General features: G+C 60.6%; 19 protein-coding genes and 1 pseudogene. 8 read left to right on the top strand and 12 right to left on the bottom strand.

What is annotated here, in order from left to right:
* Positions 1-336 precede the first annotated feature (336 nt).
* From FW796_RS24825 to FW796_RS24855, 7 genes and pseudogenes are all read right to left on the bottom strand, one after another.
* Positions 337-1,440 carry a hypothetical protein gene (locus FW796_RS24825; protein ID WP_346631728.1) on the bottom strand — a complete coding sequence of 368 codons (1,104 nt, stop codon included), beginning with the start codon at positions 1,438-1,440 and terminating at the stop codon, positions 337-339.
* On the bottom strand, positions 1,437-3,518 hold the full coding sequence (locus tag FW796_RS24830; RefSeq protein ID WP_446440205.1) for a glycosyltransferase: 2,082 nt from the start codon (positions 3,516-3,518) through the stop codon (positions 1,437-1,439). The genes FW796_RS24825 and FW796_RS24830 overlap by 4 nt, the downstream gene beginning before the upstream one ends.
* 50 nt (positions 3,519-3,568) lie before the next feature.
* Positions 3,569-4,261, bottom strand: coding sequence for a 2OG-Fe(II) oxygenase family protein (locus FW796_RS24835; RefSeq protein WP_446440206.1), 693 nt, complete (start codon positions 4,259-4,261; stop codon positions 3,569-3,571).
* A gap of 5 nt (positions 4,262-4,266) precedes the next feature.
* Complete coding sequence (locus tag FW796_RS24840; RefSeq protein ID WP_446440207.1) at positions 4,267-5,643, bottom strand: polysaccharide pyruvyl transferase family protein; 1,377 nt, start codon at positions 5,641-5,643, stop codon at positions 4,267-4,269.
* A complete protein-coding gene (locus FW796_RS24845; RefSeq protein WP_446440208.1) occupies positions 5,640-6,914 on the bottom strand; it encodes an ABC transporter ATP-binding protein in 1,275 nt (424 codons plus the stop codon). Before FW796_RS24845 ends, FW796_RS24840 begins: the two co-directional genes overlap by 4 nt.
* A 20-nt stretch (positions 6,915-6,934) precedes the next feature.
* Positions 6,935-7,183, bottom strand: a pseudogene (locus FW796_RS24850) (ABC transporter permease); the annotation flags it as partial.
* Between the two features lie 282 nt (positions 7,184-7,465).
* Positions 7,466-8,116 (bottom strand): FMN-dependent NADH-azoreductase, encoded by a 651-nt coding sequence (locus FW796_RS24855; RefSeq protein ID WP_346631723.1) that lies wholly within the window; start codon positions 8,114-8,116, stop codon positions 7,466-7,468.
* Positions 8,117-8,215: 99 nt separating this feature from the next.
* Between FW796_RS24855 and FW796_RS24860 the strand changes: the two genes are divergently transcribed.
* Together FW796_RS24860 and FW796_RS24865 are read left to right on the top strand one after the other, a co-directional pair.
* A complete protein-coding gene (locus FW796_RS24860; protein WP_446440209.1) occupies positions 8,216-9,076 on the top strand; it encodes a LysR family transcriptional regulator in 861 nt (286 codons plus the stop codon).
* A gap of 183 nt (positions 9,077-9,259) precedes the next feature.
* The gene (locus FW796_RS24865) at positions 9,260-10,831 is read left to right on the top strand and encodes a sensor domain-containing diguanylate cyclase (protein ID WP_346631721.1); all 1,572 of its coding nucleotides are present in this window, start codon (positions 9,260-9,262) and stop codon (positions 10,829-10,831) included.
* 1 nt (position 10,832) lies between these two features.
* Here FW796_RS24865 and FW796_RS24870 read toward each other — a convergent pair whose 3' ends face one another.
* Both FW796_RS24870 and FW796_RS24875 read right to left on the bottom strand, forming a co-directional pair.
* Complete coding sequence (locus FW796_RS24870) at positions 10,833-11,357, bottom strand: N-acetyltransferase family protein (protein ID WP_446440210.1); 525 nt, start codon at positions 11,355-11,357, stop codon at positions 10,833-10,835.
* Between the two features lie 30 nt (positions 11,358-11,387).
* Positions 11,388-11,972, bottom strand: coding sequence for a GNAT family N-acetyltransferase (locus FW796_RS24875; protein WP_446440211.1), 585 nt, complete (start codon positions 11,970-11,972; stop codon positions 11,388-11,390).
* Between the two features lie 241 nt (positions 11,973-12,213).
* Between FW796_RS24875 and FW796_RS24880 the strand changes: the two genes are divergently transcribed.
* From FW796_RS24880 to FW796_RS24890, 3 genes are all read left to right on the top strand, one after another.
* Positions 12,214-13,038, top strand: coding sequence for an arylamine N-acetyltransferase family protein (locus FW796_RS24880; protein ID WP_346631718.1), 825 nt, complete (start codon positions 12,214-12,216; stop codon positions 13,036-13,038).
* A 117-nt stretch (positions 13,039-13,155) separates the two neighbouring features.
* Complete coding sequence (locus FW796_RS24885; RefSeq protein ID WP_346631717.1) at positions 13,156-13,977, top strand: hypothetical protein; 822 nt, start codon at positions 13,156-13,158, stop codon at positions 13,975-13,977.
* Positions 13,978-14,301: 324 nt separating this feature from the next.
* On the top strand, positions 14,302-15,843 hold the full coding sequence (locus FW796_RS24890) for a nucleobase:cation symporter-2 family protein (RefSeq protein WP_346631716.1): 1,542 nt from the start codon (positions 14,302-14,304) through the stop codon (positions 15,841-15,843).
* Positions 15,844-15,905: 62 nt separating this feature from the next.
* On the opposite strand, the gene FW796_RS24895 is transcribed toward FW796_RS24890, so the two are convergent.
* From FW796_RS24895 to FW796_RS24905, 3 genes are all read right to left on the bottom strand, one after another.
* Positions 15,906-16,487 (bottom strand): SH3 domain-containing protein, encoded by a 582-nt coding sequence (locus tag FW796_RS24895; protein WP_346631715.1) that lies wholly within the window; start codon positions 16,485-16,487, stop codon positions 15,906-15,908.
* Positions 16,488-16,582: 95 nt separating this feature from the next.
* Positions 16,583-17,740, bottom strand: a complete 1,158-nt coding sequence (locus FW796_RS24900; protein ID WP_346631714.1) for an MFS transporter — start codon at positions 17,738-17,740, stop codon at positions 16,583-16,585.
* An 870-nt stretch (positions 17,741-18,610) separates the two neighbouring features.
* Positions 18,611-19,858, bottom strand: coding sequence for a Bcr/CflA family multidrug efflux MFS transporter (locus FW796_RS24905; protein WP_372812811.1), 1,248 nt, complete (start codon positions 19,856-19,858; stop codon positions 18,611-18,613).
* 302 nt (positions 19,859-20,160) lie between these two features.
* Here FW796_RS24905 and FW796_RS24910 point away from each other — a divergent pair, with 302 nt between their 5' ends.
* From FW796_RS24910 to FW796_RS24920, 3 genes are read left to right on the top strand one after another with little or no spacing between them, the layout of a single operon-like run.
* Positions 20,161-21,150, top strand: coding sequence for an aldo/keto reductase (locus tag FW796_RS24910; protein WP_446440212.1), 990 nt, complete (start codon positions 20,161-20,163; stop codon positions 21,148-21,150).
* 10 nt (positions 21,151-21,160) lie between these two features.
* Entirely contained in the window at positions 21,161-21,751 is a 591-nt protein-coding gene (locus FW796_RS24915) for a flavodoxin (protein WP_236309684.1), read from the top strand.
* Positions 21,752-21,809: 58 nt separating this feature from the next.
* Positions 21,810-22,802, top strand: coding sequence for an aldo/keto reductase (locus FW796_RS24920; protein ID WP_169878013.1), 993 nt, complete (start codon positions 21,810-21,812; stop codon positions 22,800-22,802).
* Positions 22,803-22,812: the final 10 nt, after the last annotated feature.

A 22,812-nucleotide genomic window follows, 5' to 3' on the forward strand; every position in this document is an offset into this window, starting at 1 on the left:
AAGCGCAGGGGCAATTTGTTTGTCCCCGGGATCGACGGGTGGTGATTGGCAAGTTAACGAGTTACGCCAACTATCCGCCCCAATCGCACCGCGGAGTAATACCCGACCATGACGCCGAACCTCAGCCATACCCCCGCGCAAATGCACCAGGAAAGAACCTTCGTCCCAGCCGCCGACGCTGTCCAGGGCTATGCGCTTGACCAGCATGCAGGCGCCGGAAATGGCTTCGAAGTTGGTTGGCCGGGCCGGCAGGGCTCGCGGTGCTGGAGAAAGTCGGAAAACAAGCGGGGCGATAGCCAGGCCAGGCCCGACAGGTTGAGGGCGCGGACCACCACATCACAGGATTGCGGCATGGGCCACCTCGAAACGTTTCGCCCAGGAGTTGGCCTCGCGGAACTGCAGGGTATTCGCCAGCGGCTCGCTGAACGCCAGGGCTTGGCGCATCACTTGGGCGATGTCCGCGGCGGTGTCACTGAGAAAGACTCCTGGTGTGTGGCGGCGAACGTTCATTTCGCCAAAGACGGTGCTGACCACCGGCAGGCCCAGGGCTCGGTATTCGTAGTACTTGATCGGATCGACAAAGCGGGTGATGTCGTTTCTCTTGAACGGAATCAGCCCGACGTCGAATTCGCTCATCGCCACCAATGCGGCTGGGTGCGATAGCGCCGGTAAGCGCAGGACATTGGCGGGTAGTACGACGGGAGAGGCGCCGTGTTGCGGACCTATCAGGCGTACTTCGGCTTCGGGGAAGGCCTGGGCCAGGGCGAGGATGAAGTCCCAGTCGAACCACTTGGCGAGGGTGCCGATGTAGCCGAATACGGGGCGAGCCGCATGGGCCGTGGATCGGCACAGTGGCAGGGACGGCAGCCGTTCGCTGGCACAGCCATTGAGCAGCAGGCGTGCATTGACCTGTTGCTGCAACCAATAGTGCTGCAGGCTCGAGCAGGAGGTCAGGGCGGTGGTCACGGCTCTGGCCGTTTCGAGCTGGCGTTGCTGCATGGCGCGCCGGGACCAGCCGCTATAGAAAGCCGGCACGTTGTCCATCACGTCATAGAAACTGCCGACGAAGATCGGCTCACGCAGCAGTTGCAGGGCCAGTCGCGAGGGCTTGCCGATGCCTAGCTGGGTCGGTTCCTGAGCGAAGTCCCTGACCTGCTGCATCAGGCGTCCCCAGAACAGTCGATTCAACCACCCCGAACCGGGCAGGGGCTCTATCGGTAGGGCCCAAGGGCGGATCAAGGTCAGCCAGTCAGGCAGAGGTTCACTGGGAGGGGCGGGCGAGTGCTGCTGCAACAGGTCACGGGGAACCGGGAGGCGAGTGGGATAGGGTTCGATCCACAGCACCGGAGCCTGGGTGCTGGCATGGAACTGTCGAACCAGTTCATGGGGCCGCTGGTCGAAACTGTGCCAACTGACAGGCGACAGATAGACCAGTCTCATGGCTCCTCCCGGGAGGCGTGCGGGACCCATGGGCGGTCCCACTTGGCTTCATAGAAAGCCTTGTTGCGGTTGAACAGTTGCTGGCGCTGGTTCTCGGGCATCTGCTCGAAGGACGCGGACAGGTGGTGATGAACGAACACGTCCTCAGCGAAGGCACAGGACAAGCCGGCTTGCTCGACCCGGCGGCAATAATCGTCGTCCTCGAAAAAGCCCAGCCCGAAGGCTTCGTCCAGGGGGCCTATGCGCTGATAGGTCGACCTGGACATCATCACCGCGAAGAAACCGAGGGTGGCGCAAGGCACGCTCAGGCCGGCGTGGCGCCAGGTGTATTGGCGGGCACGGATGGCCATCTCCCGTGAGTCCTGATAGCGGATGTCGATCTTTGCTTCATTGCCGATGTTGTTGGTAACCGGTCCGATCAGACCGAGCCCAGGGTCGCGCTGTAAGTGGCGGCGCAGGGTCTGTGCCCAGCCGCAGGTGACCTGGGTGTCATTGTTGAGCAGTGCCAGGAACTCGCCCTTGGCCAGGGCCAGGCCCTGATTGTTGGCGGCGGCGAAACCCAGGTTGCTGCTGTTGAGAATCAGCGAGTGTCCGCTGCTCGCTGACCACTGCTGGAGGAACTCGACGCTGCCATCGGTGGAGGCGTTGTCCACGACGATGACTTCCAGCGGCTCGCCCAGGGGATCGGCGGCCAGGCTCGCCAGGCAGTCCCGAGTGAAGGCCAGGTTGTTGTAGGTCACCACTATCACGCTCACCAGCGGTTGCGGGTCAACGCTCTCAGTCAGGGCGAGTAGGACCTGTATCCGGTGCTGCCAGGTCTGCTGCGCGGCAAAGGCCTGGCGTTGCCGAGAAGCAGCACTGCATCCAGGCTCCTGCAACGCTCGGGCGATGGCATTGATAAAAGCCGGCGTGTCTTCGGCGATGGCGACCTGTTGCTTGAACTCGTGCAGCTCAGGGAGATCCACCGTCACTACCGGTTTACCGGCGCTCAGGTACTCATAGACCTTGACCGGGTTGGTGGCCAGGGTCAGCGGTTCGATACGGAACGGCAGGATGCAGACGTCGAAAGCCTGCAGATACGCGGACAGCTGCGCATAAGGAATCTCGCCCGTGAGCTTGATATTGGTGTGACCCCGCAGCCGTGCGCCGATACGCGCGGTATCAGCGCCGATCAGCAGTACGCTGCAGTGGGCAAATGCTTCGGCTATGGCAGACACTAGGTCCACGTCGAACCAATGGGCCAATGCACCGTAGTAGCCGATTACAGGGCGTTTCTCCGGATCTTGATAGCAGTGCTCCGTGGGTGTTGAGAAGTAGTCGAAGTCGGCGGCGTTTCGCAGAACCGCTCGCTGCTGGGCAGGTGTGCTTGGAATCTGCGGGTGCCAATGCTGTTCAAGCCATGCCGAGGCAAACAGCACCACATCGGCTTCGCGGATCAGACTGCACTCCACTTGTTGCAACTGCGCGGCGTTGTTGCCAAACCCCTGATGGTGATCCATGCAGTCATAGACCACGCGACTGTTGGGCAGCACTCCAGCCACGGGAGCCCAGAAAGGGTGCTGGATCAGCGATACCACCTGGGGCGAGTTCGCCCAACTCAGGAGCTCACCGACGCTGCGCCGCAACTGCCAGATCAAGGTTTCATCCGGTACTGCGTGGTAAATGATCGGCGCGGTGTGGGCAAAGAGCCGCACTTCGAACAGGCGCCCCGTTTCATCAAGAGGGCGCAGCGTAAAACCGTCGCGTGGGTCATCCTCCAGAGCGGCCGCGATGTAGAACACGCGGCGTCCGCCAAGGCTCAACTGCTCGGCCAGGTGTTGCGGGCGCTGGTGTCGAAAATCCCAGTCGATGACGCCCCAGAATATGTAGTCGGGCGAATTCTCCAGCGGCTCCTGCAAGGGGCAAAGGGGAGGTTGAAACAGACGGTCGGTTATTGCCTGGCGGCGCAGTGCTCGCCGCATTGACGACATTTGGCGATAAATTCGGCTCAGCAAGGCACGCAGAGGATAGGGCAGTGGCAGTCTCCGATAGGTGTTGTGCAGGTGCCTGAACATCGCTTTGGGGTCAGGCCGTGACATTCCCGGTTTCCTTTAGGGCTATGACGTTGCCATTCAGGTTTGCGCAGGGTTTAGTCATGAGGCCCTTCATAGTCATGCAGAGAAGTCTGTTCATCGGCTGGCCACATCGAGCTGAGAGAGCCGGCACGGTAGAAGGTCACGGTCATGCTGCGGCGTGAGGTCCGGCAGTTGTCCACTACCTGCGATACGGCGTGCCATGAATGCTCGGCACGCACCAGGACGGCAGAGTTACCGACCAGAGGCGGGATCACTGCTACCACATCTGTCGGATCCGCGGAGCCGAGGATGTTCAGGCAGCCACCCTCTTTGATGTCCCAGGATTCGTTGAAATACAGGATATGGGTCACCAGCTTGTCGCTGAGGTCGGGATGGGGGCCCAGGCAGGCCTGCGGTCCATAGTGAAATACATTGATTTCCATGGGGGCTGTGCGCAGGTCCAGGTCAGTCAGTGTCGACATTGCCAGACAATAGGCCGCTGAGGTCAGTTCTGTAGCGAGCGCCAGCCATGCGGGGCTAAGCCCTTCGGGGTGGACGATGCGCCCAGTGCCCATTTCCACCAATTGCCGCGCCTGGTACTCATAGTCTTTTTCGCCACCATATCCATAGACCCGCTTGAAGGCGTCATGGGGGTAGGTCGCTGCCAACGCAGCAGCGTCTTGCGCTGTGTACAGACCATCGATCTGGCCCCAGCGAAAAGGTTGGCTGTGCAACGGCCGTTTGGTGAGCATCGTCAGATCTAGCATCCTGTTCATCTTCCCAGTAGATGGTTGAAACGGCGTCGAAGGGAACGCAGTGGCGCAGTGATGCGAAAGGAGCTGGAGCGATATACCCGATCGAGTTCGCCGCAGGCGTGTCCCATGAGTTCCTGTTGTTGCCACTGTTGTTGTTTCAACTGTTCCATTTGCTTGTGCATTGCCTCCAGCTCAGCCTGTTTTTCCAGGCATTCCTCACGCCAGTCCAGATGACTCTCTTCCAGTAGTCCAGGCAGTGTCTGCCAGAGTCGGTCCATTGACTGGCGGGTGGGGCGGCGGCCCTGGCTGATGAGTTCGGCCACTCGATCCCAATGGCGCTGCAATTGCTCTCGGGCATCGACCCGGCGCGGGCAGGGCGTACGCCGCACTAGGCGCTCCAGGAACCACTGGGGATCTATCTCTTGAACAGCGTGCAGGGGATGGATTCCCTCGTAGTCCCTGAGGGCGGTGTACTTGCCCAGGTCCAGGCGGGCCGAGCTGAAAAGGGGCACACCGAAGGCCAGGGCGGTGATCGCCAGGTGGTAACTGTGGCCGATCACGCCTTGGGCGTGGCCGAGGATTTCGGCCAGCAGCAGCGGTGCTGGCCAAGTGGGCAGGCATATGGCCCTTGGCAGGTCGTCGCCAAGAATCGATTCGTGATCTCCCAGTACCGGGCCGATGGGCAACAGCAGCAACTGCCACTGGGCAAACAGCGGGTTGTGGGTTTTCCACAGTTGCAGGAACCCCTCCAGGCCGGCAATCGCATGCAACACCAGATAGGGCCCGTGCAAGCCGGCCTGTTCACAGAGTTGGCGGTATTCCACGGAGGGCTGCTGCAGGTCGATCAGGTTGGGCAGGCCGAATGCGGTATCCGGCAGTACCTCGACCCGGGCCTGATCGCTCAGCGCCGACAGGGTGTCTTGAGACAAGGTATCCCGTACTTGTACGTGGGGGCTGAGTTCCAGGGCCCGTTTGACCAGAGGGACCGCCCAGGTCGGCACGTTGTTGCAGTGCATGCCCGGGGCATTCCAGATCAGTGGTACATCGTGCTGCAGGGCAATCAGTGCGGGGGACAGCCAATAACCCGTGGGATGGTGGATCTGCGGGTCTGGCGGGTAATACCCCGGGGCCACCAGTTTGTCGAAGCGGATGATGAACCCCCCTCCGATCAGTACCCCGTCCAGGGTCTCGATCAACCGGGGCAGCTCGCTGACCGAGGTGACGGTGTAGGGCCACTGTGGTGTGGTGCGGGCGTTATAGGAGAAAGCATGCAGGTGCACAGTGCCCAAGCGCGCCTGCAACTCGGCTGCGGCGATGAGGGGAAACAACAGATCGCCGTAGTTGGCCACGTCAAAGGTACCGAAGATCGCTACCTGCCACTCCTTGTCCTTCATGAGTGTTCCTCGATCGTCCTGGTTGTTTGCCCTTCGCGGGTGACGGGCTTGATGTGCAAGTCGACCATGCCCAGAAAGTGCTTGTTGCCCGGCAGAGTGTCGAAGGCCAGGAGGGCGACCTGCTTTTCAATCAGGTGGGAGGTTTCTTCCGTTTCGCCATCCATCAGCTTGAGGGTGATGTGGTAACGCCCGGCAGCCAGGTTGGCTGCGAACTGCAGACGGATCGAAGCGCGGCGCCAGCCATCTTCCGAGGCGCTGCTCTGCAGAGGCGCATTGATTCCGCTGATCACCAGCAGCCTGGCCTCCTGGATGGTCAGGCTGATGTTGGGGCGGGTGACGGTGTCGCTGACGAGCGTGTCGATGGCGATCTCGATGGTGTCGCCATGGACAAAGCTCGAGTACAACGCCCCGGTGTTGCTGAAGACCGCCGAAGTGATGCGTCCTTCATTGGTGCCAAAAGCTATGCCGTGTTCCGGGTTGAGCGCTGTCTTGGCCGTGACCTGGACGGCGCCGGCGCTGGCCCAGCGTCGCTGTTCGTCGCGCATGTCCAGCAGGTAGAGCTCGGCCATCGTTTCCGGCGCGCCACTGGCGCGGATTTCGCCGTTGCGCAGATACACAGCGCGGTTGCAGAAGCGCTTGATCAGGCTCATGTCGTGAGACACGAACAGCAGGGTCATGCCTTGCCGCGTCAGGCGCTCGAGGCGCTCCAGGCACTTGAACTGAAAGGACGCGTCGCCGACGGCCAGGGCTTCATCGACAATCAGGATGTCCGGCTCCACGCACACCGAGACGGCAAAGGCCAAGCGTACCTGCATGCCGCTGGAGTAGGTCCGGGTGGGCTGGTCGATGAACTCACCAATATTGGCGAAGGCGGCGATTTCCTCGAAACGTGCTTCGATTTCCGCGCGCTTGAGCCCCAGCACCGCACCGTTCAGGTAGACGTTCTCGCGGCCGGTGAACTCCGGATTGAATCCCGAGCCCAGCTCCAGCAAGGCAGCGATCCGGCCGTGGCGGGTCAGGCTGCCGCAAGAGGCACCGGTGGTGCCGCAAATCAGTTGCAGCAAGGTCGATTTGCCGCTGCCGTTGCGCCCGATGATGCCCAGGGCTTCGCCTTTGCGAATCTCCAGGGAGACCTCTTTCAAGGCCCAGAATTCGCGATAGCGCTGTTTGCCGCGGGGCAGCAGCAATTGCAGCAGACGATCCCGAGGCTGGTCGTAGATCTGATAGCACTTGCCCAGGCCCTGGGTCTTGATCACTGGATCAGAGCACATCGGCAAACCCCTGGTGGGCCTTCTTTCACGTAGTTGACGTTACTCGGGATCAGTCCCGGTGCACGGCTGATGCATTCTGAAAATAGGTTGAAGATCATCATGCCGGTGAGCACCAGCAGCATGAGCAGAGGGTTGAGGAAGGACCAGAGCAGGCCGGCGATCGATCCTCGATAGCGGCCTGTGACCTCACGCTCGATCAGTGCCAATAGCAGTTCCCGATGGTGCCAGGGCCTGAACGTGAAACGGTTAAGCGTGTTACCCCCAATCAACGTCCGCTCCTTGGTGATCAGCTTCCAACACCGCCATCCGTACGACCTGGAAATTCACAGGAACGGGACGGCGGTTTGAATCGAATATTTTATGAGTTGTGTATAGACCACAAATGCATGATTCGACGGTGTTTTTGTGAGCTTTTTGATGACCCACGTCGATGAGGGGATGCCTGTTGAGAAAAGACGAAGAAGCGGAAGGAGTTCCGTCTGGGTGAGGGGGCGCAGGCAGGTCGGGAACCGGCGGAAGCTGTCAACTGCTCCACCGGCCTTTTACGGGGATCAGGGGCGGCGTGCTGCCAGATACTCGGCCAGGTCTTGTGCCTGGCGCGCGGTCGCTTGCCGGGAGGCCTGGTCGATGTCAGGCCCGAGAATGGTTTTCTCCACCACCAGCGAGTGCTGGTCGGCAATGCCGATGAAGTTCAGCCAGGCCTCGATGTAGGGTTTCTGGAAATCGAACGCTTGGGCCGGAGTGTTCGACTGGGCTGAAAAATCCAGGCCGCGGGCGTAGCTCACCACCGCTGTCTTGTTGCGCAACAGGCCCTGCAGCCCGTGCTCGGGGTCGAAGCTGAAGAGGACTCCCTGGTGCGATACCAGGTCAATGAAATGCTTGAGCTTGTAGGGAATGCTGAAATTCCACAGCGGTACGGAGAGCACCAGCAGGTCGGCTTGATGCAGAGGGGCGGCGAGTTCCTGGAGTCGGTCCCAAGCGGCTTGCTCGCCAGCATTCAACGGCTGGCCGGCGAGTCGGGCGTACTTGGCGTCCATTGCCGTTTGATCGAGCTCCGGCAGTTCCAGGCTCCACAGGTCCAGGGTGCTGGCTTGGGTGTCGGGTACCTGTTGTTGATAGCGCTGGATAAAACTGCGGGCGATTTCCTGGGAGGCGGAGCGACGCAAGCGAGGGGAGCATTGGATGTGCAGAAGCCGGGTCATGAACGAGTCTCTTGGTGGGCAGGGATGACCGCTATTGCAACATAGTTGTTTTTTAAATATAAATTGTCGATTGTAGTCTTATTGATGGCGTATTGAAATATGTTTGATGCCTTGCTACTCCGCACCTTTGTCGCGGTTGTCGATGAGCAGGGGTTCAGTCGTGCGGCGCACAAACTGCATTTGACCCAGTCGGCGGTCAGCGGCCATCTGCGGCGCCTGGAACAGCAGGTCGGCAAGCCGCTGTTGCAACGCACCACCCGTTCACAGCAACTGACAGCCGATGGCGAGCGGCTGATGGCCTACGCCCGGGCCATTCTGGCGTTGAACCGCGACGCCTGGACCGAGTTGACCCGGGTGCCGTTCCACGGACGTGTAGGAATTGGATTGTCGGAGGATTTTGCCGAGCCCCGTCTGCTGCGTGCATTGCTGGGTTTTGCCGGGCAGTTCCCGGGGATCCAGCTTGATGTGCAGGTGAGCATTCCTGGTACCCTCCTGGATCTTCTGGCCCAGGGCAGTTTGCAGCTGGTGGTGGGGTCCTTGTGCGAAACAGCAGCGCCGGGCCAGTTGCTCTGGTCCGAACCCCTGGTCTGGGCCGGTCTGCCGCCATCAGTGACGCCCTTGCCCGAGCCTTTGCCTCTGGCGCTGTTTCCTGAGCCTTGTCCTTATCGGGCGGTGGCCTTGGGGCGGTTGGCCAAAGCCGGCATTGCCCAGCGTACCGCCATGCTCTGCAGCAGCAATTCGGCCTTGCGTGCAGCGGTGCTGTCGGGCTTCGCCGTGGCGCCCATGGCGGTTAGTCAGTTGGGAGCCGGGCTCTGTGCACTGGGGGCGGAATACGGTTTGCCAGAGTTGCCTCAGGCTCAGTTTCGACTGTTTACTGCCCCCGACGCGGACCCGGCCGTTGTGGCGGCGCTGACTCAGGTCATCGTCGAATATTGTTCCAGCCGGCGATCCGCGCTTTAGGCATCGCCTTCTGCGGCCGATAACCCCTGGGTGGGGCAAGATCGAATGCGGTTGCGAGCGGCCCCAGCCTGCGTTCGAATGCCACGGAACCGATGCTTTACAGGGAGCTGGTCATTGAGCCAGTCTCGAAAACAACCAGGGATCTGCCCTGTAGCTCAGGCCTTTCCCGTCAGGACGATCCTTTTGCCTGTCCCCATTTACGATTCTCAACACGCCCCGGGCGGCACCCTGAAGCGTTTGCCGCTGCTCAAGGCCGCGGTGGCCTTCATCGCCACGGTGTTCCTGTGCCTGTGCGGTTTGCTCTACCTCCAGCTGGAGCAGTCCTGGCGCCATGACCTGATGCAGGCAGAGGTCAACTCCACCAACCTGACTCGGGCCATTGCCCAGCAGGCGGAGGACACCTTCATGGAAGCCGACCTAGTGTTGATGAGCCTTTCCGAGTGGATCCAGGCCATCGGTGAAGGGCCCCGTCAGCGCCAGCGCCTGCAACAGATCTTTGCCCGCCGGGTACAGGCCCTGGTGCAGCTCAGCGGGGTGTTTCTCTATGACAAGGAAGGCCAGTGGGTTGTCAGTTCCTTTAACGATTCGCCTCACGGCAAGGATGTGGCGGACCGCGACTACTTCAGGTTCCACCAGCAGAACGCTTCGCTGCAGGCGCATATCAGCCCGGCGATTCGCAGTCGCGCCAATGGCGAGTGGATCATCCCCATTTCGCGGCGGATCAATGACCAGGACGGGAATTTCCAGGGAGTGCTGATGGCCGGCATCAAGCTGGCGTACTTCGACCAATTCTTCAAAAGCTTCAATATCGACGAGCAGGGCGTGATGTTCCTGGCGTTGTCCGATGGCACCCTGATCGCACGGCGGCCGTTCGAGGAGCGGCAGGTGGGCGCCTCCCTGTCCCGGGGCGAGATCTTCAGCAAGTACCTGCCCGAGGCCACCTCCGGCAACGCCATGATCACCTCGATCGTGGATGGGGTGACGCGCTTGTATGGCTATCGCCAGTTGCAGGCGTATCCGCTGGTGGTGGCGGCGGCAAACTCCAAGGATTCTATTCTCAAGGGCTGGTACGCCTCGGCCTATCAATCCACAGCCATCGTCGCTCTGGTGCTGCTGGGAGTGGGGCTGTTCGGCTGGGTGTTCGTGAGCCAGGTGCGCAACAACGAGCGGATCGAAACCGACCTGCGCAAGGCCCAGGAGGCGTTGGAGGTGATTGCCACCCATGACAGCCTGACCGGTCTGGGCAATCGGCGTCTGTTCGAACGCTCCCTGGAGATCGAGTTCGGTCGTGGGGCACGGCAGGGCACTGCGCTGAGCCTGATCATGGCCGATATCGATTACTTCAAGCGTTACAACGACACCTACGGCCATGTGGCCGGCGACCATTGTCTGGCGCAAGTGGCTCAGGCGCTGAAGGGATGCTGTCAACGCAAGACCGATCTGGCCGTGCGTTATGGCGGGGAAGAGTTCGCGGTGCTGCTGCCCGATACCGATATACACGGTGCCCTGGCCATGGCCGAACAGATTCGCCAGAGCGTCATGGAGCACAACATCAGCCACTCCGGCTCTCCAGTGGGGCGCGTGACCATCAGCCTGGGCTGCTACTCCTTCGTGCCCTCGGGGCGTGACAGCATCGAGGTCTTCATTGAGCGGGCGGATGCTGCGCTGTATCAGGCCAAGGCCACGGGTCGCAACCGGGTGATGGCCCTGGCTGTGGAGAGCGCCGAGGACCTGCTACAGCGCTCCGACCGTTGAGTCATTGCCAGGCTTTGCAAAAGATCTGATTGGCGTAGGTATTGCCACCAAACTCATAGGTGGTGGTGCCTGTAGCGTCATATCCCTGGGCCCGGTAGAAGGCCAGCGCCGAATGATTTTCCGACCAGGCGGTGAGCCACAGGCAGGGTGCCCGTTGCGTCCGGGCGAAGTTTTCGGCTTGCCGCAACAGCGCTTGGCCGACGCCTTGTCGATGAGCGTGTCGCTGTACATACAAACGCACCAACTCCATTCCTTGAGCCAGATGTGCCTGGGGCGCCCGGGTGCCGTTGGCGATTTCCACGAAGCCCAGCACGTGTTCATTGCGTTCTGCCAGCAGCAGGATTCTGTGAGGGTCCGCCAGGCGCTGCTGGAACTGCTGAGGCGCGTAGACGCTCAAGGCTTCCTCGGCCAGATCGGCACGCATGCCGTCAGTGGCATAGGTGTCGAGGAAGACCTGGGTGGCGAGGCCGCTGATACACAGGGCGTCCTCAAGGCGGCCTTGACGAAAGGAGAGGGGGGTAGACATGACTGCATCCTTGTAGGTGATTGCCGAGATTCAGCGCGGCCAGGACTGGCCGAGCAGGTGTTGCAGATGCTGGCGTACGGCGGGCCACTCATCATCGATGATGCTGAACCGTACGGAGTTTCGCTTGCGGCCATCGGGCATGATGCGCTCGTGACGCACAATGCCTTCCTGGTGTGCGCCGAGACGCAGGATCGCCGCGCGGGATTTATGGTTGATTTCGTCGGTGGTGAACTGCACCCGTACGCAGGACATGTCTTCGAATGCGTGACGCAGCATCAGGTACTTGGCCTCGGTGTTGACGAAGCTGCGCTGCCAGCGGCTGGCGATCCAGGTGCTGCCGATTTCCAGCTTGCGGTTGTTCGGGTCGATCTTCCAGAAGCGGGTACAGCCTATGACTTCGCCTGTGGACTTGAGCAAGGTGACAAAGGGTTGCACGCTGCCGGCCTCGCGCCCCTTGAGCGCCACCTCCAGGTAATGATCGATGGTGCTGGGAGAGGGCACCACGGTGAAGGGCAGGTTCCACAGTTCACCGTTTTGTGCGGCATTGACCAGGGCGTCGGCATCGCTGGCTTGCAGGGGACGCAGAATGATCCGCGGGCCTTCCAATGGTGGCATGGCGTGTGGCTCTCCAGGTGGGGCGAAGGGGCAGGGCGCTGGCTATTACAGAATCACCGCCAGGCCTTGGCAAGAGCCAATCCGGGGCCAATGCGATAAAAAATATCAGCCGAATCGATTGTTGGATTACCCCGTTTCTGGCTTATACATATCCTCGACCTGGCAGGGGCCGGTGCTGGACAAACGGATCGGCACAAGATTCTCCGCAGCCCTGCGCGACACTCATTTCAAGGATTTGTGCATGAGCCAGCCGCACCTGATGAACATTGACCTCTATTTACGCCGACTGGGTTACCCCAGCGCGCCGCCGCCGACCCTGGAAACCCTGCGGGAGCTGCAATGGCGGCATGTCTGCGAGTTTGCCTTCGAGAGCCTTTCCACCTTGTTGCGGCTGCCGGTGCCCATCGACCTGGGTACGGTGGAACGCAAGATTCTCCAAGAAGGGCGCGGTGGGTATTGCTATGAACTCAATCAGACCTTCCTGGTGTTGTTGCAGCATCTGGGCTACGAGGCCCGAGGCATCACCGGGCGGGTGGTCATGGGGGGGCCGGAAGATGCGCTCACCGCGCGCAGTCACAGGTTGACGCTGGTGCACTTGGACGGACAGCGCTACATCGCCGATGTCGGCTTCGGCGGCATGGTGCCCACGGCGCCCTTGCTGCTGGATACCGAAGCAGAGCAGGCGACGCCCCACGAGCCCTATCGCATTACCCAGCGAGACGGCAGTTACACCCTGCGCGCCAAGGTCATGGATGAGTGGCGGGCCCTGTACGTCTTCGATCTGCAGATACAGGGCGATGTGGACTACGAAATGGGCAACTGGTACGTCTCGACTCACCGTGATTCACCTTTCCTCGGCCAGTTGAAGGTGGCGCTGATCGGGCCGGGGGTGCGTCGAACCCTGAATAACGGCAACTACGCCTTGCATCGCATGGGGCTGCCCAGCGAGCGGCGGCAGATCACCGATGCGGGGGAACTGATGCAGTTGTTGCGAGACGAGTTTGCCTTGCGTCTGCCGGAGCATCCCGAGCTGTCGCGAGTGCTCGAAGGCTTGCTGGAGGACTGATCACGACCTGCCGCACCGGGGGTGGGAGCCGAATACGGAAGTGCTTCCCGATTAAATTCCCAGACTGGCGCTCCATAGAATCCACCGGCAAACCGGCAATTTTCTATGGAGAGAATCATGCAGAAAATATATCGATCCACGGTGTCCAGCAGTACCGCAACACCGCTGCGGCGTTTCAAGCAGGGGCTGTTCGCCGCGCTGCTGGCAGTGGTCAGCCTGTGTTCCACCAGCAGCTTCGCGGTCCCCAACCCCGACGGCAACTACAACTTGAGCATGGACGCCCGGGCCGGGTCGCCCTATCCACCGTCCGACAACTACAGCGCCGATCTCAAGACTTCCGGAGTCGGGCCAGCGTTCACGGTGCCGGTGAGCCGGCACCACATCATCGCCTATAACCAACTGCGGGATTTCTACATGTCCGTGGTGCAGCGTGGGCACTTGAAGGAGCTGAAGGGCTTCTGGGACGGTTTTGGCGGGCGTTTCCTCAGCTATGGCCAGGACAATCGGGTCAACGTCACCCCGCCGGTAGCGGCGGACTATGACCAGGCCAAGACTTTGCTCGAGGAGATCGGTCGGGGCGTGGTGCGGGCCAATGCGGGCGTGCCGCCACGGCCTCTGGGTTGGGACACCTTCCATGGCTTCTACACCTGGATGCCCTGGAACCTGTTTCTCGGTCCGAATGGTCGCAATGATGACCCGGGTGAGCAATTCGAAACCAATGCCCAGTACATCATCAACAACAAGGACACCTGGAACACCATCATCAATGTGCGCGACAACATGCTGAGCTATCAGCGTGACGGCAACGTGAAGACCCTGGCCGACATCAACTCGCAGCTGCTGCGCTTGTCGGCGCGGACCCGGGTCTATCCGCTGGTCAGCGATCAGTGGATTCGTATCGCACCTAATGTGTACAAGATCCGCGTGCCGGCCAACTGATTCGTCTTTTTGTGTGCAGTAAGGGTCGATCCAGCCAATGGATCGACCTTTTTTTTGCGTTGCGTTTCAGAAGGTGGGTCTGGGGTCGAGGGGGGGGAGGGGCGCTGCACAGCCCCTGTGAATCCGATGTTGAGTGGTGGCTCTGGGGCGGCCTTTCAGGCTGGAAAGAGGGTGATCCACGCAGTCCGAGCAGGGCTTTTTATCGGTGAATCAGCAGGGGGAAAGTGCCCGAAGGTTGACCGATAAACTGTATACAATCCTATGGACAGTTGTCTTTGTTGTTGCATACAGTGTGCGCATAACAAAAACAGGGAACCCCACACCATGAATACGCCCCAGGTTTCACAGCAACGTCCCGAAGATGAAAATTTGGGTATTGCCGCGAATATGGCTTATGGCCTGCAACACGTTCTGACCATGTATGGCGGTATCGTTGCGGTGCCACTGATCGTCGGCCAGGCAGCCGGTCTGTCGCCGGCGGAAATCGGCCTGCTGATCGCCGCTTCGTTGTTCGCAGGGGGGCTGGCAACCTTGCTGCAAACGCTTGGTGTGCCGTTTTTCGGCTGCAAGCTGCCGTTGGTTCAAGGGGTGTCCTTTGCGGGCGTTTCGACCATGGTGGCGATTGTCACCAGCAGCGGGGAGGGCGGCTTCCAGTCAATTCTGGGGGCGGTGATTGCGGCTTCGCTGATCGGCCTGCTGATTACGCCGGTGTTCTCTCGCATTACCAAGTTCTTTCCCCCGCTGGTCACCGGCATTGTCATCACCACCATCGGCTTGACGCTGATGCCCGTGGCGGCGCGCTGGGCCATGGGCGGCAATAGCCGCGCGGCGGATTTCGGCAGCATGTCGAACATCGGTCTGGCGGCTCTCACCCTGGTGCTGGTGCTGCTGTTGAGCAAGATCGGCAGCGCGGCGATTTCCCGGCTGTCGATTCTTCTGGCCATGGTCATTGGTACGGTGATCGCGGTGTTTCTGGGCATGGCGGACTTCTCCGGTGTTGCCCAGGGGCCGATGTTCGGCCTGCCCACGCCGTTCCACTTCGGTATGCCGACTTTCCATGTCGCGGCGATCCTGTCGATGTGCATCGTGGTCATGGTGACTCTGGTGGAAACCTCGGCGGACATCCTGGCGGTGGGTGAAATCATCCATACCAAGGTCGACTCCAAGCGCCTGGGAGATGGCCTGCGTGCCGATATGCTGTCGAGCATGATCGCGCCGATCTTCGGTTCCTTTACTCAGAGTGCTTTTGCCCAGAACGTCGGGCTGGTGGCGGTCACCGGAATCAAGAGTCGTTTTGTGGTGGCTACCGGGGGCGTGTTTCTGGTGATCCTCGGCCTGCTGCCCTTCATGGGGCGGGTGATCGCTGCGGTGCCCACCTCGGTGCTGGGCGGTGCCGGTATCGTACTGTTTGGCACCGTGGCGGCCAGTGGCATTCGTACCCTGTCCAAGGTCGACTACCGCAACAACATGAACCTGATCATCGTCGCAACTTCCATCGGCTTCGGCATGATCCCGATTGCTGCGCCGAGCTTCTACGATCACTTCCCCAGCTGGTTCGCGACGATCTTCCACTCGGGCATCAGCTCGTCGGCGATCATGGCGATCCTGCTGAACCTGGCGTTCAACCATTTCACCGCGGGCAACTCTGACCAGCAGTCGGTGTTCGTCGCCGGCACCGAGCGCAGCCTGCGCTTCCAGGACATCGCCGTGCTGCGTGAAGGGGACTACTTCAGCGGTGGCAAGCTGCACGATGCCGAAGGCAATGAAGTGCCGCTGGTGGCTGAGGTTTCGGGGCAGTCGTCGAATTCGCCAGGAGACGGTTCGGCACCGAGCCATGCTCGAGGCAGTGCGCAAACCACGCACTGAGTGCAATCGTTTCGCCATAAAAAACGGCGCCCTGAAAGGCGCCGTTTTTTATGGAAGAGTGATTATTCGAGGTTGTCCAGGGGCTCCAGGGCTTGCAAGACCTCGGGGTTGTCCTTGTACTGCCCGCGCAAGGTTGCGAGCTGGCGATCATGGCCGACGCAGACGTCATTGACGGCTTTCTCCAATTCGGCCCGGCGCTCCTCGTCATACGCTTCCTCGCCGGCAAAGTGCTGGCAATCTTCGTGACGCTGGATAAAGGCCGTGACCTCGGCCGGCAGCTGTGGGCCGCCGTAGTGACCGCCCAGTTGCAGGCGTTTTTCCTCGACCCAGCCACTGTAGTCCTCGCCGTTTTTGGCGATGTACATGACTTGGGCCCAGCCGCTGTCGGTAGAGGCGTACAGGGTCAGGCCGTCGCCCGGAATCACATAGAGTTTCTGGTTCACGCAGGCGGCGTTCGGCGCGCTGTGAAAGTGCAGCCGTCCTTCGCCTATGACCTTGGCTTCCAGGGGCGGTCTGTATTCGCCGGCTTCCAGGGAGGCGTTGTCGCTCAGAGTGGCGCAATCCACCGTGGAGGCGGCCAGGGCCGGCAGGGGTAACACAGACAACAGCCCGCACAGGGACAGCAGGCGCAGAGGTCGGTCCATCGCAGAGTTTCCATCAGGGGATTCGGATGGCGCGATGGTAATGACAAAGAGGCCGCCTGTGAATGTTTCCAGGCCGCCTCTTCGAGAAGCGTGACTTACTCCGTGACTTTGCTGAACTGCCCCTGGCGCACCAGGGACAGAGCAAATACCACCACCACTGCGGCAGCGGCCGACAGGGTCAGGGGCAAGCCATAGCTGCCGCCACTCATGGCGGCACCACTGAGCAGCGGTCCCAGCAGGCTGCCGATGCCCCAGAGCAGACCGGCGCTGGCATTGGCGGTCACCAGATCCGCTCCGCTGAAGGATTGCCCGATCAGCACGATCGCCAGGGTGTAGATGCCGCCCGCCGCCGCGCCGAGGATGACCAGGCTCGGCCAGAGCAGGCCGGGGGACGCCATCAACAGCGGCAGGCACAGGCCGATCAGCAGGGCGATGATGCCGCAGCCGAGGTAGATCCCCGGGCGCCCCAGCTTGTCCGAGAGCCAGCCCAGGGGGAACTGGAACGCTGTATCTCCCAGGAGAATGATGGTCACCATCAGTGCCGCCAGTTTGATGCTGTAGCCATGCGTAGCCGCGTACACCGGAAATAGTGACAGCACCACGCTGTCGAAGAAGGCGAAGAACAATATGCCCACGCACAGCGCCGGGGCGATGCGGATAAAGCCCAGCACCGAGAAGGTCCGGCTTTCCTCGTGAGGGCTTGGGGTGTCTTCCTGGGGCAGAGTCAGCCAGACCACGGCGATCGCCACGGCATAACCTAGGCTGACAATGGCGAGTACGAGCGGTCCCTCGGTGCCCAGCAGTGACACCAGGCCAGGGCCCAGCAGTTGGAAGAAGGTGAAACAGGTGGTGTAGACCGCCACCAAGCGGCCGCGGGTGGCGTCTTCGGCCATTTCATTGACCCAGGTTTCCCCAAGAATGATGATCAGCCCCGCCCCAAGTCCCATGGCGACTCGGGCCAATCCCAGGCTGAAGAGGCTGGCGCCCGGCAGTTCCAGGGCTGCCACGCTCAGGGCACAGAAACTGAAACACAGCAGGTAGATCTGGCGCCGGGTCAGGCGCTGGCACAGGGCATTGACCAGGAATGCCGAAAGCATCATGCCCGCCGCAGGCAGGGCTGACATGATGCCAATCTGGTTGTTCGACGCGCCGGCCTGATACAGGCGCAGGGCAAGGATCGGCACTGTGGAACCGATGCTCAGGCCGACAATGGAAATGCCCAGGATCAGGGCGGCTAGCAAGGCTTTGTTCATGATCAAGACTCGCGCCTGAAGGTTCAGGCGGCAAACAATAGAGGTGTTGCGCACGCTGCGTAACAACGCACGCCGAGATACGGGCGATGGCCGGGCATGTGCCATTGGCGTAGAAGCCGGCTTGCCGGCGAAGCAGTCATCGAGTGGTAGTTGCTCGTCAGGACGTCTTCGCTAGCGAGTCAGCTCCTGCAACCGGCGCAAAGGTGGCGGCGCGGTGCCAGGCTCAATCGCGGCTAGCGAGTGCCCGGGTGCGGAGAGAAGGTGAAGGCAAACAGGACGCTACGGCGCCGACGATTGATCGCGCAGTCATGCTGGGCAACAGCCAGGGTTGCCGAGGGGCTCATCGAGGGGGAGGGGCACGGTGACTGTGCTGGCAGAAACATCACATCGTCTGGCTGCTTGGATAGAGAGGCGCACAGCCTACGTCAGGCCTTTGCGGTAATGCAACAGGGGGGGGGCGAGGGAGTTTCTGCCGTGCAACGCTGATGCATCCGCAGGTCTGACTGACAGGCGGATTATTTATTCGTTGGGGAGTTTTGCTTGAGCTGATTGGCCGAAAGAGCAGGGCGCTCTCATGATGAAAAAGGCAAATCAGTATAGGAATATGGCTCCACGACCTGGACTCGAATAGAAAAATAAGTACCTGTTTTCCAATAAAATTGTGCTGATCTCCAAAATCTTTACCCCTACTATTATCCTAATTAAGCCCGGATTTTATACAAACTCTTTGGATCCCCATGAGCACGGCAATCCGAACTGTTGAGTTGTGACAGGAAAGCAATCGGCCAGAAGGACAGTTGAGATTTACCCCGATAAGAACAATTGTTCAATTTGTGCTCGGTTTCAGCATCGATGGACATGGCGATTGGGTCAGGACCTCTCTCCGCGAGCTCCCTTCGACCACAACGCCGCCACCAGGCAGCCGATGCCAGCCCCACCCATCACCAGCGCCATGCCCTTCGGCGTTCCATCCGCCAACCAGCTGACTAATGCTGCGCTGAAAATGCCGCTGCCGTAGTGCATGGCCCCGACGAGCGACGAAGCAGAACCCGCTCTGTGGGGAAAGAAGGCCAACGCGCCCGCGACGGAATTGGCGACGATAAGCCCGTTCATGGACATGTAGAAAAATATGGGGATGACCAAGCCCCAAATCCCACCCCAACCAAACAACACGCAAACACTGAGCACCACACCGAAAAAAGCCAACGTCCATGCGCCGCGATAGAAAAGCTGCTCGCTACTCATGCGGCTCAGCAATCGGCCATTGATGAAATTGGCGATCATCATGCCGACGATATTTACCCCGAACAGCCACCCGTAGGCCTGAGGTGACACCTGGTAGAAGTCGATGTAGGCGAACGGTGTTCCGACGATAAACGCGTAGGCACCGCCGTAAAAAAATCCGCCCGACAACGCGTAGCCGATCAGACGAGGATCGCGGATTAGCTGCAGATAAGTGGCAAACGTATGCCGCAGTGGCTCACGCGTTCTGTGCTTGGGAGGGAGACTCTCTGGCAGCCTGCCGAACGAAAAGAGCGTCACCAGCCCGACGATAGCCAGTGCCCAAAAGATTGCCGGCCACGACCACAGCAACAGGATCTGGCCGCCAACCAGCGGGCCGGCAATCGGAGCTACGCCCATGATCAAAATCAGCGTCGACAGCATCTTCGCCGACTGTTCCCTGCCGTACAGGTCGCGCACCATTGCCCGCGACAGCACCGGCCCCACACAGGCGCCCAGTGCCTGAACCACCCGCCACACCATCATTTCAGTGACTGTCGTCGACAGCGCACAGCCAACCGAGCCGATGATGAAAAGGACCATCCCAATAAGGATCGGAAACTTGCGTCCAAACCGGTCGCTGATTGGCCCCCATATCAACTGGCCAAGGCTGAACCCGATCAGGAAGGCGGAAAACGTCAGCTCAACGCCCGCTGAATCGGTATGCAACGCGCGACTAATGGCGGGCAGGGCAGGCAGATACATATCAGTAGAAATCGAGGCGAACGACATCAACGCACTCAGGTTAAGCATCAACCGCACGTTGTTGGTTGTGCGCGGCACGTCCGATGGGCTGCCAGCGTTGCGTTCTGTCTCGGCAGGGCCAAGAGATGACATGGAATTTGCCTATAGCCGGTAAGTAGCTCGCCAGCGTAAGTGTTACTGAATGTTCGATTAACCCCTTAATCCCGCAAGGGGAAATGAGCACTGCTCATGAATGCCCCGGTGCATCAGCGCTTGCAGCGACGGAGCTTCGGATTGATTAGTTCTCTTCATATGTCCTTGCCGTTTTACCCGGGTAGTCCAATCGCAGGTCATCACTTAACGTCCTCCCATCGAGGTTGCAGCCGAGTGACTGCAACCCTCCCCCACCTTGGCTCAAGGGCCAGGCGGGTTTGCTTACGCCGGGAGAGAACGCAATGCAAAAGCGCTATTTGGGCAACAGTTCGTTAGAAGTCTCGGCCCTTGGCCTGGGCTGCATGGGCCTGAGCCACGGCTATGGTCCGGCCACGAACACCCAGGATGCCGTGTCCCTGATCCGCGCCGCCGTGGACCTGGGCGTTACCTTCTTTGACACCGCAGAGGTGTACGGCCCCTACTTGAACGAAGACGTGGTGGGGCAGGCCTTGGCGCCCGTGCGCGATCAAGTGGTGATCGCCACCAAGTTTGGTTTCACCTTTGGCGCGGACAACAAACAGCAGATTCTCAACAGCCGCCCAGAGCATATTCGCGAGGCCGTTGAGGGCTCGCTGCGGCGGCTCAGGACCGATTACATCGATCTTCTTTACCAGCATCGGGTCGATCCGGATGTGCCCATCGAAGACGTTGCCGGCACCGTCAAAGCCCTGATCGCAGAAGGCAAAGTGAAGCACTTCGGCCTCTCGGAAGCAGGCGCACAGACCATCCGCCGAGCGCACGCCGTGCAACCGGTCACGGCGCTGCAAAGTGAATATTCGATGTGGTGGCGAGAGCCCGAGTTGGAGATTTTCCCAACCCTCTCCGAGCTGGGCATCGGCTTCGTACCGTTTAGCCCGTTGGGCAAAGGTTTTCTCACCGGTGCTATTTCATCCGACGCATCGTTTGGCAGCGATGACTTTCGCAGCGTCGTTCCACGCTTTGGCCAGGAGGCGCTGCTGGCCAATCAGAACCTGGTCATCCGACTGCGCGAGATCGCCGCGCAAAAAGGGGTAACCCCTGCGCAGATCGCCCTCGCCTGGCTGCTCGCCCAGGCGCCGTGCATCGTACCGATTCCGGGGACGACCAAGCTGCATCGCCTTCAAGAAAACATCGGCAGTGCGTCGGTCAACCTTACCGAAGCGGAGCTGGAAGCCATCGCCTGCGCCTTATCGCAGATCAGCATTCAAGGTGACCGCTACCCCGAGGCGCTTAAAGCGCGTGTCGGACGCTAAGGGAGGCTGAATGAACGACCACGACTCGCTACGCCGCACGGTAGTTTTTGCGTTGGCCAGCTCGCCGTTTCTGGCGCGGGCCAGCACGGACGCCAGCGACGAGCGCTCTGCACCTTCCGGCTCTCGCACCTTGGTGGCGTACTTCTCTCGTTCTGGCAACACGCGGGTCGTGGCCGGGCTTATCCAGCGCGGCCTGGGTGCTGACCTGTACGAAATTCGCCCTGCCACCGCCTACCCTGAGGACTACCTGCAAACGGTGGAACAGGCGCGCCGGGAGCGCGATAGCGGCTTCGAGCCGGCACTGGAAAGCAGGGTCCACAACTTGGACGCGTACGACACCCTGTTTCTCGGCTTTCCCATCTGGGGTGAAACCATGCCCCCAGTGGTGCGCGCGTTTCTTTCGGCACATGACCTTGCGGGCAAGACCATCATTCCATTCAACACCCATGGCGGCTATGGCTTAGGCAACAGCCGTGCCGTGCTCGACCGTCACGCACCCAAGGCCAAGGTGCTGGTGGGGTTCGTGATGGAGGGCGAGCAAGAGCGCAAAACCATGGAGTGCGTGAACGAATGGATAAGCGACAGCAACTTCAAACGTTAAACGTGCGACGCAAGTCATCGACCCGCTGCGCCCCCCCATTTCCAACTAGGAGACACCAATGAAAACCCGCATTTTGGGCAATGGCCTGGAAGTGTCCGCACTCGGTCTTGGCTGCATGAACATGACTCAGGTCTACGGCCCGGCCGCCGACAAGCAGGACATGATCAAACTGATCCGCACCGCCCACGAACGTGGCGTGAACCTGTTCGACACCGCCGAGGCCTACGGACCGTTCAGCAATGAAGAGCTGCTCGGCGAGGCCCTGCAGCCAATCCGCGACCAGGTGGTGATCGCCACCAAATTCGGTTTCGACATCGACTTGATTTCCGGCGCCCGAGGGGCTGGCCTCAACAGTCGACCGGAGCATATCCGCGCAGTGGCTGACGCCGCGTTGAAGCGACTGCGCACCGACCGTATCGATCTGTTCTACCAGCACCGTGTCGATCCTGCGGTGCCCATCGAAGAGGTCGCGGGCACAATCAAAGACCTGATCGCTGAAGGCAAGGTAAAACACTTTGGCCTCTCTGAAGCCGGTGTCGAGACTATCCGCCGCGCACACGCGGTGCAGCCGCTGTCTGCGGTGCAGAGCGAGTACTCGTTGTTCTGGCGTGGCCCTGAGCAAGAGCTGCTGCCCGTGCTGGAGGAGTTGGGCATCGGCTTCGTGCCGTTCAGCCCACTTGGCGCCGGTTTTCTCACCGGCAAGATCGATGAGAACACCCAGTTTGATGCATCGGACTTCCGTAACTTCGTACCGCGCTTCTCCGTAGAGGCACGCAAGGCCAACCTGGCGTTGGTCGAGGTGGTGAAAGCAGTCGCACAGCGCAAAAATGCCACGCCTGCCCAAGTGGCATTGGCTTGGCTGCTGGCACAGAAGCCTTGGATCGTGCCAATCCCCGGCACCACGAAACAGCATCGCCTTGATGAAAACCTTGGCGCTATCGAGCTGGAATTGAGCCGCGATGAGCTGCGTGCGATCCGTGAGCAGATCTCGCAGGTCCAGGTCCTCGGCGAACGCCTGCCTGAGGCCGTACTGAAGATGACTGGGCTTTGATCCCTTCCCT

The organism is Pseudomonas sp. 910_21, assembly GCF_052850735.1.